Source organism: Pseudomonas sp. NPDC089428, from assembly GCF_044749325.1.
In the GTDB taxonomy this organism is placed as follows: domain Bacteria; phylum Pseudomonadota; class Gammaproteobacteria; order Pseudomonadales; family Pseudomonadaceae; genus Aquipseudomonas.
Genome location: NZ_JBIVHT010000025.1, coordinates 1 through 14,927, shown reverse-complemented (window position 1 = coordinate 14,927; position 14,927 = coordinate 1). Strand labels below are relative to the sequence as shown.

Here is a 14,927-nt window from a genome sequence, read left to right as displayed (position 1 = left end):
GCAAGGGTCAGCGTCGGGTGAAATGTCTTACCAGGCGGTCACCGCTCATCTGCAGCACCTGCACCAGCAGGATCAGCAGCAGCACGGTGACCACCATCACATCGGTCTGGAAGCGCTGGTAGCCGAAGCGGATCGCCAGGTCACCAAGCCCGCCACCACCGATCACGCCCGCCATGGCGGTGTAGTCGACCAGCACGATGGCGGTGACCGTGACGGCCGCGATCAGCCCGGTGCGGGCTTCGGGCAGCAGGGTGTAGCGGATGATCTGGGCAATGCTGCCGCCCATGGCCTGGCTGGCCTCGACCAGGCCGCGGTCGACCTCGCGCAGCGCGGTTTCCACCAGGCGCGCGAAGAACGGCGTGCAACCGACCACCAGGGGCGGGATGGTGCCCTTGACCCCGAGGGAGGTGCCGGTCAGCAGTGTGGTCAACGGGATCAGCACGATCAGCAGGATGATGAACGGCAGCGAACGCAGCACGTTGACCACCAGCGACAGGGCACGGTAGAGCGGCCCGTTGGCCAGCAGCTGGCGCTGCCCGGTGAGGTACAGCAACACCCCCAGGGGCAGGCCGAACAGCACGGTGAAGCCCAGTGCCGCGCCCAGCATGCTCAAGGTATCGAGGCAGGCCTGGGCGATTTCGGCCCAGTCGAGGTTGGCCAGTAGCTCGTTCATCGGCGTGCCTCCCGGCGCAGGGCGGCCACCGGGTGCGATCCACCCAGGCGGTCACCGCGGCCGAACAGCTTGTTGCGCAGCGTGCCGGGTTGGTAGGCACGTTTGAACGCCCCCCGGGCCTGCAGCTCTGGCACCAGCAGGTCGACCACCGCCTCGAAGGTTTCCGGCGCAACCACGCTGGCCAGGTTGAAACCGTCGACACCGGTTTCTTCCACCCATTCCTGCAATTGATCGGCCACGGTCCGGGCCGAGCCCACCAGCACCGGGCCGTCACCGCCGATGGCGCAGTAGTCGGCGATTTCGGCGGTGGTCCAGGTGCGTGCCGGGTCGGCGCGGGTGAAGGCTTCCACGGCGGACTGGATGGCTTCGCTGGGCACTTCGCGCAGTACCTGGTCGGGCGCGTACTCGGCGAAATCGATGCCGGTCCAGCCGGACATCAGCGTCAGCGCGCCGCTGGCGCTGGCGTACTGGCGGTACTCGTCGAGCAGGGCCAGGGCCTGTTGGTCGGTGGGCGCGACGATGACCGTCAGTTGTTCGAGGATCTGTACATCTTCCGGCGCGCGGCCGGCGGCAGCCACGGCAGCGCGCAGTTCGGCCACCTGCTTGCGCAGCACCGCCTTGCTCGGCGCGGCGACGAACACGCACTCGGCATTGGCCGCAGCGAAGGCGCGCCCGCGGCTCGAGGCGCCGGCCTGGTAGATCACCGGCGAGCGTTGCGGCGAAGGTTCGCTCAAGTGAAAGCCCGGCACCTTGAACCAGGTGCCCTGGTGGTCGATGCCATGCACCTTGCGTGGGTCGGCATACACCCCGGTTGCCCGGTCGGCTTGCACCGCATCGTCGTCCCAGCTGGTTTCCCAGAGCTTGTAGCAGACCTGCAGGTACTCCTCGGCCAGTGCATAGCGTTGCTCGTGGCCCAGTGGTGGCTGCCCCAGGTTGCGCGCACCGCTGGCCAGGTACGAGGTGACGATGTTCCAGCCGGCGCGCCCCTGGGTCAGGTGATCGAGGGTGCTCATGCGCCGGGCGAACGGGTAGGGGTGTTCGAACGACACCGACGCGGTCACGCCGAACCCCAGGTGGCGGGTGGCGGCGGCCATGGCCGGCACCAGTTGCAAGGGGTCGTTGACCGGCACCTGGGCGGCGTTGCGCAAGGCCGCGTCGGCATTGGCGCCATACACGTCATACACGCCCAGCACGTCGGCGATGAACAGGCCGTCGATGCAGCCACGTTCCAGGGTCTTGGCCAGTTCCACCCAGTAGTGGATGTCGGTGTAGCGGGTGGCCTGGTCCCGCGGGTGGCGCCACAGGCCTGGCGAGAGGTGGCCGACGGTGTTCATGGCAAAGGCATTGAGGCGGATCTGCTTGGTCATGGTCGGGCCGCCTCAGTTCCAGTCATGGCGGGCAGGCTTGACGCCGTTCAAGGCCCAGTTGCCGACCAGGTGGTATTTCCAGCGCACCGGGTCGTGCAGGGTATGCACGCGGGCGTTGCGCCAGTGGCGGTCAAAGTTGTGCTGGGTCAGCGACGAGCGCGTGCCGCCCAGTTCGAACAGGCGGTTGCTGGCCTCGATGGCCACCTCGGTGGTGAGCACCTTGGCCTTGGCCACGGCCACCGAGGCCAAGGCCACGTTGTCTTCATCCGGTGCCGGCTTGGCCGCATCCAGCGCCAGGCCTGCGCGCTCCAGCAGTGCCTCGGCCGCTTCCTGGCGGATTTCCAGTGAACCGACCTGGATGATGGTCAGTGGGTCTTCGCTGGCCTTTTCGACCTTGGCATCAATCCAGGGCCGTGCGTGCTGGCGCACGAAGGCAATGGTGTCGTCCAGTGCCGCGCGGCCGATGCCGGCATCGATGGCGGCGGTGGTCAGCTGGGCGAAGGGCCCTGCCAGGGTCGGGTGCTCGTAGGAGCGGTAGCTGGGGAAGAGGTTGAACGCCGGTACCCGCAGGCCATCGAGCAGCACCGTGCCGCTGGAGGTGGTGCGCTGGCCCATGCTGCTCCAGTCGTCGACGATCACCAGGCCCGGCGTGCCACGCTCGACGAAGGCCAGCTGCGCGCGGTCCTGCTCATCCAGTGCCAGTACCCCGATCCAGTGGGCGTACAGCGAGCCGGTGCAATAGCCTTTGCGCCCATCGATGCGATAGCCGTCGCCCTCGGCCACCAGGCGGGTGCGGATGTCCTGGACGGTCTTGCCGCCGGTTTCCGACAGGGCATTGGCAAAGCGATGGCCCTGCAGCACCAGGGCGAAGAAGTGGCGCTGCTGCTCGGGCGTGCCTTGCAGGCGGATGTCTTCAAGCAGGCAGTAATGGTTTTGCGGGATCTGCCCCAGCGAGGGGTCGGCGGCGGAGACGATGGCGATCACCTGGGCCAACGTGGCGAACGACACCTCCGCACCGCCATGTGCCCGTGGCACGGTAATGCCCCACAGCCCACTGTTGGAGAATGCGTCGACGACGTCTGCCGGCACTTCCCGGCGTCGATCGCGCTCGGCGGCGCCTTCACGCAGCAGGGCGGCGACCTGGTGGGCGACGCTGATCGCTTCGGCATCGTCGCGGATGATATGGGCTGCAGGACGGCGGATTTCGTAGGCAGCAGAGAGGATTTCGCTAGGCATGGACAACTCGATGTGTAGTCGGACGACTTCACATTGCAGCTGTTGTGCCAGCCTGTGTGCCCTAGTAAATCAAGGGGTTACAGCCGAGCAGCGCGGATGTTGCCTGTCTGGATGCGCGGTCAACTGTTGCCGAGGTGTTTGCCTGGCAACAGTCTCAGGGTGGTCAGGTTGACTTGCGCAGTGCGTGCACCAGTTCTGCCTTGGTCATGCTTGAGCGGCCTTTGATGTCCTTGCTGCGGGCTTCCTTGAGCAGGCTTTGCTTGGTCTGGCTTTCCAGCGACGTGCTCGATGCCCGCGCATGCCCTTCGCGTGACTTCGCTGCACGCTTGGCTGAGTCCGACCGGGCGGTCTTCTTCTCGCCAGCTGAGGTCCTGCTGCCCGAACCGCCCGACTTCTCGCCACCGCCGGACTGCTTGTTGACGGTCGCCCAGGCGCGGGCTTCGGCTTCATCTTTGGACACCCCTTTGTCCTCGTAGCTCTCCTCGATGTGCTCGGCCTTGCGCTTCTGCTTGTCGGTGTATTTGTCCTTGTCGCCGCGTGGCATGGCATTCACTCCTGCGTGGTGGGCATGAACGGTTGAAAGCCCGGGGCCGCCGGGAGTGCCATTGAGGGGACGAGCGGTGGGCTCACGGCTCGCCGATCTGCGACAACGGCCTGGCCACCTGTTCCAGCGACCGCCGCTCGGCCGCCACGCCCCAGCGCGCCTGGGCCAGGGCGGCGATGATCATCAGCGCCGCGCCGAGCAGGTAGCCGTACAGCACGTTGCTGCGCTCGCCGGTTTCGATCAGCGCGCCGAACAGTGTCGGCCCGACCAGGCCACCCAGGCCGGTACCAAAGGCATAGAACACGGCAATGGCCAGCGCACGGATCTCCAGCGGGAAGGTTTCCGCCACGGTGAGGTACGCCGAACTGGCGGCCGCCGAGGCAAAGAAGAAGATCACCATCCAGGCCAGGGTCTGCTGGGTCACGTCGATCAGCCCTTGCTGGAACAGGTAGCCGCTGACGGCTAGCAGCACGCCCGAGATCAGGTAGGTGGCGCTGATCATGATGCGCCGGCCGACCACGTCGAACAGCCTGCCCAGCAGCAGCGGGCCGCAGAAGTTGCCCAGCGCGAAGGGCAGGATGTACCAGCCCACCTTGGCCGCCGGCACCCCGTAGAAATCGGTCAGCACCAGCGCATAGGTGAAGAAGATCGCGTTGTAGAAGAATGCCTGGGCGGTGAGCAAGGTCAGGCCTACCAGCGCGCGGCGCCGGTGCACGACGAACAGGTTGTGGAATACCTCGCGCAATGGCGTGTGGTCGCGTGCGCGCAGGCGCAGGGGAGGGGCCTGCAATGGCGCAATCGCAATCCCGCGCGCTTGGTAATGGCGTTCGATGTCGGCGACGATGCGCTCGGCGTGCTCCGGCTGGTTGTGGATCATCAACCAGCGCGGGCTTTCGGGGATCCACAGGCGCATCAGCAGGATCAGCAGGCCCAGCACCGCACCGATGCCGAAACACAGGCGCCAGCCCAGATCGCCCCCGGCAACGGCCGGGTCGAGCAGGACCACGGCGCCGGCCGCACCGAGCGCTGCGCCGATCCAGAAGGTACCGTTGATGGTCAGGTCGACCCAGCCACGGTAACGCGCCGGGGTGAACTCCTGGATGGTCGAGTTGATCGCCGTGTACTCGCCGCCGATGCCGGCGCCGGTGAGAAAGCGCAGCAGCAGGAAGCTCCACAGGCTCCAGGAGAATGCCGTTGCCGCCGTGGCGCCCATGTACAGGAACAAGGTGATGAAGAACAACCTGCGCCGGCCCAGGCGGTCGGTCAGCCAGCCGAAGAACAGGGCGCCGAGCACCGCACCGGCGATGTAGCTGGCGCCAGCCAGGCCGATGTCGGTGTTGCTCATGCGCAGGGCAGGGCTGTCCTTGAGCGCGCCCGCCACCGCGCCTGCCAGGGTGACCTCCAGTCCGTCGAGCAGCCAGGTGATGCCCAGGGCCAGCACCAGCAAGGTGTGAAAACGCGTCCACGGCAGGCGGTCGAGGCGGGCGGGGATGTCGGTGCTGTAGACGCGCGCCTGGTTTGAGCCGTCACCCGGCTTTTGCAAGGCTTGGGTCGTCACTGCGATGCCTTTACTGAGAAACTTGTGCGGGTTGTTGTAGGTGGGAGACCTGCGCGGGCTGTTGCAGGAGCGACCTTGCGTCGCGAAAGGCCGCTTCTGCAAAGGCATCGTAAATCAACTCCCTGAGCCACTGCCTGAACCTGTACCACTGGCGCCACTACCCGTGCTGCCGCCACTCGATCCACCCGAGCCGGAACCCGAGCCCGATCCATTGGTAGTGCCATCGCCACCGGTATTGTCGGTGTCATTGTCATCCGTACCGCCAGTGCCTGTGCCCATGCCATCGGCGGGTGTGCCGGAGCCTGTCGCACCGCCCTGGCCGTTCATGTGCCCATTGTCGTGAGGTTGCGTGCCGGGTGCACGCTGGTCATTGAGGTCGGTGGCGGCGATCGCCAGCGGGGCGCTGACGCCCAGGCACAGGGCCAGCAGCAGTGATTGAGGTTTCAACGTCTTCATGATGAATGTCCTTTTCCAGTGGATTACCCACTGTTCGGCCTGCTGCAGCCACGACCGTGCCATGGGATCGACGGACGGAGCCTCAGGTAATCAGCCGTCTGACTGTTCTTCCGGCGGGACCTGCCCCTCAGGCCAGTCCGGTGCCTCCTGTTCCGGTTCGGGTTGAGGCTTGGGAATGGGCTCGCCCGGGTTATGCGGCACGTCGTCGACATACGGGTCGGGGTGGTTGGGGTCGATCATGGCTTGTCTCCTGATCAGAGTGTTTACCCCTGTTTAGGGCGTGGTGCTGCGCTGGCTGTTCAATCCGATTCGCCGATGGCTGCCGGGTGGTTGCGCTGGAGCGAACGGATCAAACTTTTGAGGGCTGCCGGGGCTCTTCTTATGAGACAACACTGGTATGAGGCGAAACCCATGAAGCACAGCGACGGCAAGACCGGCGACAAAGTCCCCCGGGCGATTTCCTCCGAAGAGGCGCAGCAAGGCGAGAGGGCGCCAGACCCGGTGCTTGAGCGACCGGACCCTGACACCGAGGCGGTGGACAAGGTGATTACGCCGACATCGATCAAGGAGCAGGAAGAGATGACACGCGAGACCAGGGAGTGCTTGGCTGAGGTTGATGACAAGAAACGTCAGTGAATGCCGGTGCAGAAGACCGGGCGTTCAATCAATCTTGCAGCATCAATTCCAGGGCGTAGCGCAACATTCCATCAAATGATAAGTACTCCTCATAAATATTGTCGAAGACTTGGCGGTCGCTGATCTGGTACTTGTTTGTTGAGATTTCAAATACAAACACGTCCATCTCGCTGTCCCCGAGCACTAGGTAGTCCGACATCCATTCCAAGTCGCGCCAGTTGAGGTTTACCTCAATAAAGTCATTTGTTAGGTCAGCGCAGTCCACAAATTGAGCGGGACGAGTCGAGTATAGAAAAACACCATTTTCTGCGCCTCCATCGCAAAGGCCTAAAAATTCTATGTACTCAGAGGGTGGGGTGACGCCAAGCGCTTGCCGACAACGCTCAATAAATGCTAGCAGCTCTTCCTCAGTCGCACCTGAGATTAATGCCGACATAGCAGATAATTTATCAATCATTGGTTTAAAGCCAGGCATGGTCTACATTCCCATTGGAGGATAAAAATCTACATCAATCATGGGTCAGTCAAGTGCTTTGATATCGCCGGGTTTCATGTTCGGAGTCATAGTGACTTGAGCGGTGGTTAAGGCTGTGTGATATGGGGCATTTTTTATAAGGGTAAGATTGTTGAGTGCATTAGTATCGCTGTCATCTGGCGGCATTATGTGGTGAATCTGCCATTGTCTACTCGGAAGCTTTCCACTCAAGATGTTGAAGAGTTTATGGTCAGAAAAAACCATACTGCCTTAATGTCGAAATTTTTTCAGCTCGTTAACCAGTTTTCTCTTGTAATCATAAACACCTCAACAAAAGCCAATGCACTGCTAGCCAAACTCACAAACGTCCGCATTCTCTAAGCCAAACCTCTTGAGAAGTCTATTAACCTCCTCCGAAATAACCAAGCGATGATCATGGGCTAAACCGAAATCAGACACACCCGCTACACCGCACACTTTCAGCCAAACAAATTCCGGAAGCATCACATCTGGATTTAACTCCTCAAAAATTTCTGACTTTTTAATATCAACAGGACCGAATCTACACCCCGAAAGACTAGCCTCTTTTATTGCGGATGCAATAATCTCAGTAACAATAAAGCACGGAAAAGACTCAAGAAGCTGATCGCCAAGCCAGTCATCAAATTCATACTCTAAAGAGTAAACAATAGGTGGGTGTACGGCGGTATCCAGAACTGTCCCACACCCCAGGCCTCCAGCTACCTCTGGCTCAATGTAATAGTACACAGCGCTAACCTTATCAGCCTCTCAAGTACGCTGCATGATTAGATTCACCATAAAGCCTAAAATATCGTCGAAGCATTCGAACTCCTCAAAAATATTATCAAAAGCTTGCTTATCCCTCACTTGGTATCTTCCGCTCAGCAAGTCCAGCACATACTCGTCTTGATCGCTTTCCCCAAACACTAAAAAATTCCTCATAAACTCTACCTCCCTTGCAATTTGGTTTGATTCTAAAGAGTCATGACTAAAGCCATCACTGTCAGGATATTTATGCGGTCGACTTGAATATATAAATACCCCTCCTGATGCCGCGCCATCAAATCTGGACAAAAATCCATATACTGCTCCGGGAGAATTGCAGAAAACTCTCGCCTTACAGATAGCTAAAGCAGTTCAATATCATGCTTACTGGCAGCCCTCCCCACAAACATCTCCGCGGGACAGAGTGAGCTGGTCAATTTTAGTATTATCTTTTCAGTCTCAATATTCAATTTTATTCTCCGGGGCCTGGATAGATTTTCGAGTCTATGACTGGCCACTCCATCCAGCGCTTATCGCCAGCCAGCATTCCTTTTGTCAAAGCCTTCTGCTGATTTGTTAGCACGTTATGGAATGTTTCACAGTTGAATCAGTGAGCCAGGGTCGCGACTGCGTAATTGGCCGCTGGCTTCGTATTCGTAGCGGATCTCGCAGCGCAACTTGCCGAGGGTGCGCATTAGCTCTCCAGCCGGGTCGTACTGGTAACGGCGGTGAATGGGGTTATAGGCATGCTCCACCAGCAGCGAACTATTGATGCCGTTGTTGTGCAGCTGCGAGAACTTGTATCTATTACGATATTAGTAACAAGATAATGCAGTTTGCTCATTCTGCAAGCAGTGAATATACGAAGTCTTCAAAGCTGGAGCAAACCCTTTTCAACTGCATTTCAGCCTGAATCAGCAAATATACAGTGCCAGTATCTTCTTTTCTCAAAGAAAGCATGAAGCTATTCCCGCCGTCATCATATGCAAACGGGACGCAACCCTTAAGACTGCTATCTTGAAGCGCATATTCTTGCATAAGCTTTTCTATTGGCAGTCCGCCATGCTTTATTGAGTTAAATCCATTTATGCTGAACACGCACTCATCGCCCTCAACCTCGGTCGCCTTCGGGAATCCGCCATTATTCCTGAGATAAATCTTCTTAAATAGAGGTGGGAGGCACCCTCCGGCGAAACTCTCAACTTGAGAGAAATCATTCATGCAAATACCTGCTTCAGGTTCCTCCAAATCTAACATGTAATGCCTCCTGCGCTTTTTGATACTGTTCGAACCCTACCAGGAAATGTATAGGATTTCCCTGTTGCGGCCTTGTACTGAGCCACCCCTCCTTTGTGAGGAATGCCTTGGTGCGCTTTCTGCTCTACCAACTGCAAAGTACCTTTGTTACTTTTAGGGTCATAATCGTCAAGATGATGCCAAACATATCCGCGCGGCGTCGTCTTTTGATTCAAATCAGCGACTTTGTTTGCTGCTTCGAAATCCTTAATGTAATCCCCTGTATATTCGATTGTCACTACAGGATTGACATTGGGGTTTTTGGCATATAACGCATTGCTGGCAGAATAATCTAATCCGCCCCCCAATGTTTTCGCCACACCGGAATATCCACGCTCTGCTAGAGTGCTTAACGCATCCAACCCGAGGGGGTCAAGCCAAAATACGGGATTGGTTGCGTACTTGTAAAGATTCCAGCCACCTCCCGGACCAATTGGGTCTTGGCTAATAAACCGTCCTAATTCCGGATCATAAAATCTGAACGTGTTGTAGTGCAGCCCTGTTTCGTCGTCGGAGTACTGCCCTTGGAAGCGTAGATTCTGCTCCACCTCATGGATAGCTGAATGCTCAATCAGGCCCCACGACCGATACGTCGCCTGCCAAACAATCGTGCCATCGCCATCCGTCAGCTCCAGCGGCGTACCGATCTGGTCGGTATGGAAGTAGTAAAGCTTCTGCTCTTCGCCCTCTACCTGATCGACCCGCGCCAGCGGCGCATAGCTACCCGGTTCATACAAGTACAGGATGCTCTGCCCAGGCGTCTCCTCGCGCAACATCCGCAGCCCTTGCCAAAGAAACTGCTTCTCTTCGACCTCGCCACCAATCTCGACCTGTTTCGCCACCCGCCGCCCGAGGCTGTCATAGCGGTAGTGCCCAATGCTCTTCAGCGAGCCGTCGACATAGGTCTCGGCGTGCACCAAGCGGTTCTCGTCGTCATAGCTGAACCGCTGCTGCTTGACGTAATGCCGGGACCATTTCTCGATCAGGTTGCCCCAAGGGTCGTATTTGTACTCCTGATCCCGCCACTGCTTGATCCGGTTGTCCTTGACCTTGGCAAGCTGCCGCGCATTGAGATCCAAGGGGTTGGCCGCTGCGTCGTAGCGGAATGTTTCACAGTTGATCAGTGAGCCGGGGTCGCGGCTGCGCAACTGGCCGTTGGCTTCGTATTCGTAGCGGATCTCGCCTCGCAACTTGTCGAGGGTACGTACCAGTTCTCCAGCTGGGTCGTACTGGTAGCGGCGGTGGATCGGGTTGTAGGCATGCTCCACCAGCAACGAGGTATTGATACCGTTGTTGTGCACCTGCGACAGCTTGTCGGCTGGCAAGGTCGAGGCAAACTGCCAAGCCTTGCGTCCCATGGCGTCATAGCCGAAACAGCTGGTGAGCTTGCCCTGGGTGCGGTAGACCTCACGGTGCAGGTCGTCGCGTTCCATGTCGCTGATCACCTGGCCGTCGAGGTTCAACTGGTGCAGGTGGCCGCTGCCGTAATACAGGTGGTTGAGCTTGCGGCCATCCGGCAGGGTCAGCGTGGTCAGGTTGCTGAGCCGGTCGTACTCGTAGTTCAGTGCGCCACTCGGGCCCAGTTCCTGGGTCAGTCGCCCCAGCAGGTCGTAGCTATAGCCCAGCGTCTCAGCGGTGATGCCCAGCTTTTTGCCGATACGGGTCGGCTGGCGCTGGATGCTCAGCAACCGGTCGGCCTCGTCGTACGCGAAGTCTTGCCGGGCATCGCGGTTGACCTTGGCCAGCAAGCGGCCAATGGCATCACGCTCGAACAGCGTATGGCGTTCCGGGCGTTCGCCGTTTTCGCCGTAGCCGATTTCGTCCAGGCGAATCAGATGGCCGCCGGCGTCGTAGCTGAAACGTCGGGTCAGGTTGTCGACCCGCACTTCTTCGCTCAGCCGGTCCGATGCGTCATAGGCAAAGTGGTAGGCCGCGTTGTTCTCGTTGACCAGCGCCGTCAGGCGCAGGGCCTTGTCGTATTCGTAGTGGATCCACGCGCCCTTGGCGTCCTGCCGGTTGCTCGGCAAGCCGCGCAAGGTGCGCTGCAGGCGCGTGGTCTGGCCTTTGCCGTCGGTGTGGGTCAGCACCTGGCCCAGGGCGTTGTAGGTGAAGGTTTCCGAACTGCCGTCCGGGTGCTGGATGCGCAGCACTTCGCCGTCCGGTTTGCGTTCCAGCGTGGTGGTCTGGTTCAGCGCATCGGTCACCGCGACCAGGTGCTGGCGATCGTCGTAGCGGTAGTAGGTGCTCTTGCCGGAGCAGTCCTGGAAATGTTCGACCTGGGCGTACGCGTTCCACCACAGGTACCGGGACTTGAAGTTGTCATCGATGATCGTGTGCGGCAGGCCGTCATCGCTGATCAGGTATTGAGTCTTGTGGCCCAGCGGGTCGATCTCGACCGTTACGAGCCACCATCTCGGTATTTAACTTTAGTCTACAAGGGGCTTAGTAGTGATACGTATAATCGCCTCGCCCCATGCTCTATGGCGATCAGGTCGCGAAAACGAAATCGACCGAAAATTGCTAGCCGAGAACAAAGTCTTCGAATCGTCACCTGGCCTAAAAGTTTCGCGCAAAGCTAACTCCCCCTGAGCGCGCTGGCTTACGGCATGCCCTCTCTGCATTCAATTTTCTCGCAAAAATTCATACCTAACAATACTCGTTAGAGTCAGAGCTCTCCAAAAAAATTGACATCCATGAGTCCATCACATTCCATAAGTCGATTCCTGATGTGGGATTTTCTGGCTTTTCATGCCACCAGATAAAAGCCTCGCCCTTGAATGAGCCATCACCCAAAGCCAAATAATCACCAGCCCCGCTAGAAAAAACTCCTAGCATATCAGGTAGCGCTGGATAATCTTCATCGCACAAAGCCTTAATTGGAACAAAATCTTCCAGCCTTGATGGTCCCATAGTACACCCAATATAAAACCCAAAGCCATTATGCAATTCTGAATAGAACTGCCTGAGGCTTGCAGGTAGACCGGGATAACCATCGAGATCTGACCCTTCAACGCCTAGCGGAGCCCCTCCCATATAGAAATATAAATCGCCACTCTCGCGATACACATACATGAGATATGGCCTATCACTCACCGCCAAAACAGTTCCTAACACACATTTGTCGAGCCACGCGCTTACCCAAGGCAACAGCTCAGAATAATCAGCCCACTCCGCAGGAATATGTTTTTTTTCATTATCTAGAAAGCCAAATCCAAGCCATTGCTTAGGAAAATCGACTTCAAGAGGAACATCGTCAGCTGAAAAATACACATCATAACCCTTTAGCTCGCTTGTAATACGCAGCCTTAAAGAATCAGACCAATTCATCTTCATGTCACCTCAATACCCAAAAAGCAAACTGTTGATATATTGCTGTAATTCCGGCTCCAATTTAGCAGCCTTATTCATCATGGTAGAACGAAATGCCGGATCAACAGAAATATTTCCCTTTTTATACAGTTTCCACTCAGTGAAAGGTCTTGCTCCTTTTGAAGTATTTGCCACTTCACTCAATCCTTGGAAGTTTGGCTCGTAGTTTAGCACCTTTACCTGATCGTCGAAAGTCAACCGGGAAAATCCTTCCATTTCTGTAATTTTTTTCATGGGAACAATGTGATCCGCATGAAGGGGCTTCGTAACCTCAAGCCCGGGAAGCGCGGGGTCTTTCATGGGAAGATTAACATCTTGATTCACAGCCTTTCGAATTGCAGCACTGGGAGTCTTACTCCTTAGCTCACCATATAACCCTGGCGAAATCTTATCAGACTTCGGAGGAAGAACTGGTTTTTTTACAAGCTTTACGTTACCAAGGTTAGAGCCAAGCCCCTGAGACTTAAACTCATAACGCGCATCGAAAGCTTTGCCACCTTTGGCACCAATACCGCCCCCAAGCAAAGCACCACCAAATGCCATCAGTTTCTGACCGTCGGAACCTTCTCCAAATAGCTCGCCGCCAGCCCAATGACCAGCCATTCCACCTGCGATACCGCCAGCCAACCCTGCCACCACCAACACTGGACTTGCCAGTACAAAAGCACTAGCCAGCCCCAGCGCCATGACCGCACGCTCAAGCCAAACAGGAACTTCTGGGTCAATTGCATCAGTCGTCGCTGTTCCCCCGCCTATATACACATTAGGGGAGCCAGCACTTATTTTTGCATCACAAACAGTCCGGTCACCGACTCGAGCCGCAGGCTGACCATTGATATAAACCGAGTCACTACCCTGGGCCAATATCTTCGTCCCCCCAGGGTGATCCGAACACTCGGCATTATCCAGATGAGCCCTCGCCGCAGGCTTTCCATTTATATAAACGTTACTTGAGCCTGATCGTATTTGCCCCGTTTCACTACAAGCGAAAGATAGGCTACCAATCAGTTGGCCGATTCCAGCGCCAGTAGCTGCTCCTGCGCCAACCATCGCGGCTAGCGCTACGGCCCCAAGCCCGCCGGTCCCGACAACGGCAATACCTATGAGTACCGCGCCTGCACCAATTGCAAAGCCAGCAAGTAATCCCCCTAAAGCACTGGAGTGCTCGATTGGATCATCTAATCTCGCAGCAGCGGCAGTCATGCTGATTCGGCCCCTACAGCATCCCCCTCGTTCGCAGGCAGATAGCGCAGTTGAAGACTTCCAACCAACGTATCGAAAGCGCTACGTTCCTCCGCCGTCATGCCTTTGGGACTATTGCTCGTACCGGTAATTTGCATTAGCAAAGGCCGCTTACACTCATCCTGATGCAGAAAGATCAATTGCACTTGATGAACCGGTTGGCCTTGTTGTCGCCATCGGAACTCGACACTTCGGGCCTCTAATCCTGCTACCTCTACGGGGGAAACCGGCTCGATCCACTGAATATGGGACAACGTCTTTGTCAACTCACCAAGCAATTGTTGCGCAAGCGTCTCCAAGTCCGTATCCGGCTCCACCGGCGACCGCCCCACGACGAACGAGAATGGGCTCGGCCCGACGTCCGTCATAGTAAAGACGTGAAATGTCTTGTCTTTTAAATTTTCTGGACGAACGAAACTTAATTCATTTGTAAGAAAACGTTCTGGTGGAGGGGGCTTTGCATTGCGAGCCTCCTCTTCCAAATGCTCACGTTCTAGGCGCTCTTCGCGTTCGCGCCGTTCAGATAATCGGTCGTAGATGTTTCTGCGCATGGGACTTTTCCTTGTCGCTGATCAAGACTTGTTCAAATTAATTATTTTGCTGCCTGCAACGGCCACGGAGATGCCTGACAGGGTTATCGTGCCATCCGATTTCATTTCCAGCTTGCTGCTTCCGACCTCCAACGTGATGGACGTTGCAGATTTAATTTTCACTGCCCCTTGATCCACCGTCACAAAATACGAACCCCTCTCCACCGCAATGCTGGTCTCCAGCTTGATCGTTTCGGAATGTTTGCCTTCGACGGTGATCGTTCGATTTCCGCCTACCTTGAGACTGTCATCTGCTTCAACCTCGGTATCCAGATTGCGCTCGGCGTGCATGACAATCTGCTCAGCGCCTGCTTTATCTTCGAAGCGAAAGAAGTTTGCGTTTGAGCCTTTGCCTTTGGTGGATCGCGTCAGGAAGCCACTCTGGGTCTTGTTCGCTGGCAGCGACCACGGCGGGGTATTGCTGCTGTTGTAGAGGCTGCCGATGATCAGCGGGCGGTCCGGGTTGCCGTCGAGAAACATCACCACCACCTCGTCTTCCACCCGTGGGATCTGGATGCTGCCAAACCCACCGCTGGCCCCAGCCTGTGCCACGCGCACCCAGCAGGAACTCTGCTCGTTGAACCCGCCATGGCGGTCCCAGTGGAACTGCACCTTCACCCGGCCCAGTTCGTCGGTGAAGATTTCTTCGCCCGGCGGGCCGACGACGATGGCGGTCTGCGGGCCGCTGATGGTCGGCCT

Annotated in this window: 16 protein-coding genes and 3 pseudogenes; 1 reads left to right on the top strand and 18 read right to left on the bottom strand. The window is 57.5% G+C overall.

All coding sequences use genetic code 11. The features are described from left to right. Positions 1-7 precede the first annotated feature (7 nt). From ACIPZ5_RS26450 to ACIPZ5_RS26420, 7 genes are all read right to left on the bottom strand, one after another. On the bottom strand, positions 8-673 hold the full coding sequence (locus tag ACIPZ5_RS26450) for a methionine ABC transporter permease (RefSeq protein ID WP_313713930.1): 666 nt from the start codon (positions 671-673) through the stop codon (positions 8-10). Continuing rightward, positions 670-2,040, bottom strand: coding sequence for an LLM class flavin-dependent oxidoreductase (locus ACIPZ5_RS26445; RefSeq protein WP_400811438.1), 1,371 nt, complete (start codon positions 2,038-2,040; stop codon positions 670-672). The genes ACIPZ5_RS26450 and ACIPZ5_RS26445 overlap by 4 nt, the downstream gene beginning before the upstream one ends. A gap of 12 nt (positions 2,041-2,052) precedes the next feature. After that, positions 2,053-3,276 carry an SfnB family sulfur acquisition oxidoreductase gene (locus ACIPZ5_RS26440; RefSeq protein ID WP_400811437.1) on the bottom strand — a complete coding sequence of 408 codons (1,224 nt, stop codon included), beginning with the start codon at positions 3,274-3,276 and terminating at the stop codon, positions 2,053-2,055. 163 nt (positions 3,277-3,439) lie between these two features. Beyond that, the gene (locus tag ACIPZ5_RS26435) at positions 3,440-3,820 is read right to left on the bottom strand and encodes a termination factor Rho (protein WP_261943848.1); all 381 of its coding nucleotides are present in this window, start codon (positions 3,818-3,820) and stop codon (positions 3,440-3,442) included. Between the two features lie 82 nt (positions 3,821-3,902). Then, the gene (locus ACIPZ5_RS26430; protein WP_400811435.1) at positions 3,903-5,378 is read right to left on the bottom strand and encodes an MFS transporter; all 1,476 of its coding nucleotides are present in this window, start codon (positions 5,376-5,378) and stop codon (positions 3,903-3,905) included. 114 nt (positions 5,379-5,492) lie between these two features. Continuing rightward, positions 5,493-5,834 carry a hypothetical protein gene (locus ACIPZ5_RS26425; RefSeq protein ID WP_400811434.1) on the bottom strand — a complete coding sequence of 114 codons (342 nt, stop codon included), beginning with the start codon at positions 5,832-5,834 and terminating at the stop codon, positions 5,493-5,495. A 90-nt stretch (positions 5,835-5,924) separates the two neighbouring features. Next, on the bottom strand, positions 5,925-6,074 hold the full coding sequence (locus tag ACIPZ5_RS26420) for a hypothetical protein (protein WP_158090053.1): 150 nt from the start codon (positions 6,072-6,074) through the stop codon (positions 5,925-5,927). 171 nt (positions 6,075-6,245) lie between these two features. Between ACIPZ5_RS26420 and ACIPZ5_RS26415 the strand changes: the two genes are divergently transcribed. Beyond that, positions 6,246-6,470, top strand: a complete 225-nt coding sequence (locus ACIPZ5_RS26415; RefSeq protein ID WP_400811432.1) for a hypothetical protein — start codon at positions 6,246-6,248, stop codon at positions 6,468-6,470. A 28-nt stretch (positions 6,471-6,498) separates the two neighbouring features. On the opposite strand, the gene ACIPZ5_RS26410 is transcribed toward ACIPZ5_RS26415, so the two are convergent. From ACIPZ5_RS26410 to tssI, 11 genes and pseudogenes are all read right to left on the bottom strand, one after another. Beyond that, the gene (locus ACIPZ5_RS26410) at positions 6,499-6,945 is read right to left on the bottom strand and encodes a YrhA family protein (protein ID WP_400811430.1); all 447 of its coding nucleotides are present in this window, start codon (positions 6,943-6,945) and stop codon (positions 6,499-6,501) included. A 348-nt stretch (positions 6,946-7,293) separates the two neighbouring features. Next, positions 7,294-7,713, bottom strand: a complete 420-nt coding sequence (locus ACIPZ5_RS26405) for a hypothetical protein (RefSeq protein WP_400811428.1) — start codon at positions 7,711-7,713, stop codon at positions 7,294-7,296. A gap of 21 nt (positions 7,714-7,734) precedes the next feature. Continuing rightward, on the bottom strand, positions 7,735-8,040 hold the full coding sequence (locus ACIPZ5_RS26400; protein ID WP_400811426.1) for a YrhA family protein: 306 nt from the start codon (positions 8,038-8,040) through the stop codon (positions 7,735-7,737). 296 nt (positions 8,041-8,336) lie between these two features. Next, positions 8,337-8,531 (bottom strand): annotated as a pseudogene (locus ACIPZ5_RS26395) (RHS repeat protein); the annotation flags it as partial. Between the two features lie 40 nt (positions 8,532-8,571). Beyond that, positions 8,572-8,988, bottom strand: a complete 417-nt coding sequence (locus tag ACIPZ5_RS26390) for an SMI1/KNR4 family protein (protein WP_313713604.1) — start codon at positions 8,986-8,988, stop codon at positions 8,572-8,574. Continuing rightward, positions 8,982-9,233 (bottom strand): annotated as a pseudogene (locus ACIPZ5_RS26385) (HNH endonuclease); the annotation flags it as partial. The pseudogene ACIPZ5_RS26385 and the gene ACIPZ5_RS26390, both read right to left, overlap by 7 nt. Before the next feature lie 153 nt (positions 9,234-9,386). After that, positions 9,387-11,420, bottom strand: a pseudogene (locus ACIPZ5_RS26380) (RHS repeat-associated core domain-containing protein); the annotation flags it as partial. A gap of 253 nt (positions 11,421-11,673) precedes the next feature. Next, entirely contained in the window at positions 11,674-12,360 is a 687-nt protein-coding gene (locus ACIPZ5_RS26375) for a hypothetical protein (RefSeq protein ID WP_400811425.1), read from the bottom strand. Positions 12,361-12,366: 6 nt separating this feature from the next. Further along, complete coding sequence (locus tag ACIPZ5_RS26370; RefSeq protein ID WP_400811423.1) at positions 12,367-13,599, bottom strand: PAAR domain-containing protein; 1,233 nt, start codon at positions 13,597-13,599, stop codon at positions 12,367-12,369. Further along, entirely contained in the window at positions 13,596-14,189 is a 594-nt protein-coding gene (locus ACIPZ5_RS26365) for a DcrB-related protein (RefSeq protein ID WP_400811421.1), read from the bottom strand. The genes ACIPZ5_RS26370 and ACIPZ5_RS26365 overlap by 4 nt, the downstream gene beginning before the upstream one ends. Before the next feature lie 21 nt (positions 14,190-14,210). Continuing rightward, a partial coding sequence (gene tssI / locus ACIPZ5_RS26360; protein WP_400811419.1) for a type VI secretion system tip protein TssI/VgrG occupies positions 14,211-14,927 on the bottom strand: 717 nt, incomplete at its 5' end.

Excerpts from the sequence above, each read along its gene's own strand:
- ACIPZ5_RS26425 (WP_400811434.1), bottom strand. The coding sequence starts at position 5,834 with ATGAAGACGTTGAAACCTCAATCACTGCTGCTGGCCCTGTGCCTGGGC.
- ACIPZ5_RS26365 (WP_400811421.1), bottom strand. The coding sequence starts at position 14,189 with ATGCGCAGAAACATCTACGACCGATTATCTGAACGGCGCGAACGCGAA.
- ACIPZ5_RS26450 (WP_313713930.1), bottom strand. The coding sequence starts at position 673 with ATGAACGAGCTACTGGCCAACCTCGACTGGGCCGAAATCGCCCAGGCC.
- ACIPZ5_RS26375 (WP_400811425.1), bottom strand. The coding sequence starts at position 12,360 with ATGAAGATGAATTGGTCTGATTCTTTAAGGCTGCGTATTACAAGCGAG.
- ACIPZ5_RS26435 (WP_261943848.1), bottom strand. The coding sequence starts at position 3,820 with ATGCCACGCGGCGACAAGGACAAATACACCGACAAGCAGAAGCGCAAG.
- ACIPZ5_RS26390 (WP_313713604.1), bottom strand. The coding sequence starts at position 8,988 with ATGTTAGATTTGGAGGAACCTGAAGCAGGTATTTGCATGAATGATTTC.
- ACIPZ5_RS26420 (WP_158090053.1), bottom strand. The coding sequence starts at position 6,074 with ATGATCGACCCCAACCACCCCGACCCGTATGTCGACGACGTGCCGCAT.
- ACIPZ5_RS26440 (WP_400811437.1), bottom strand. The coding sequence starts at position 3,276 with ATGCCTAGCGAAATCCTCTCTGCTGCCTACGAAATCCGCCGTCCTGCA.
- ACIPZ5_RS26370 (WP_400811423.1), bottom strand. The coding sequence starts at position 13,599 with ATGACTGCCGCTGCTGCGAGATTAGATGATCCAATCGAGCACTCCAGT.
- ACIPZ5_RS26415 (WP_400811432.1), top strand. The coding sequence starts at position 6,246 with ATGAAGCACAGCGACGGCAAGACCGGCGACAAAGTCCCCCGGGCGATT.
- ACIPZ5_RS26410 (WP_400811430.1), bottom strand. The coding sequence starts at position 6,945 with ATGCCTGGCTTTAAACCAATGATTGATAAATTATCTGCTATGTCGGCA.
- ACIPZ5_RS26445 (WP_400811438.1), bottom strand. The coding sequence starts at position 2,040 with ATGACCAAGCAGATCCGCCTCAATGCCTTTGCCATGAACACCGTCGGC.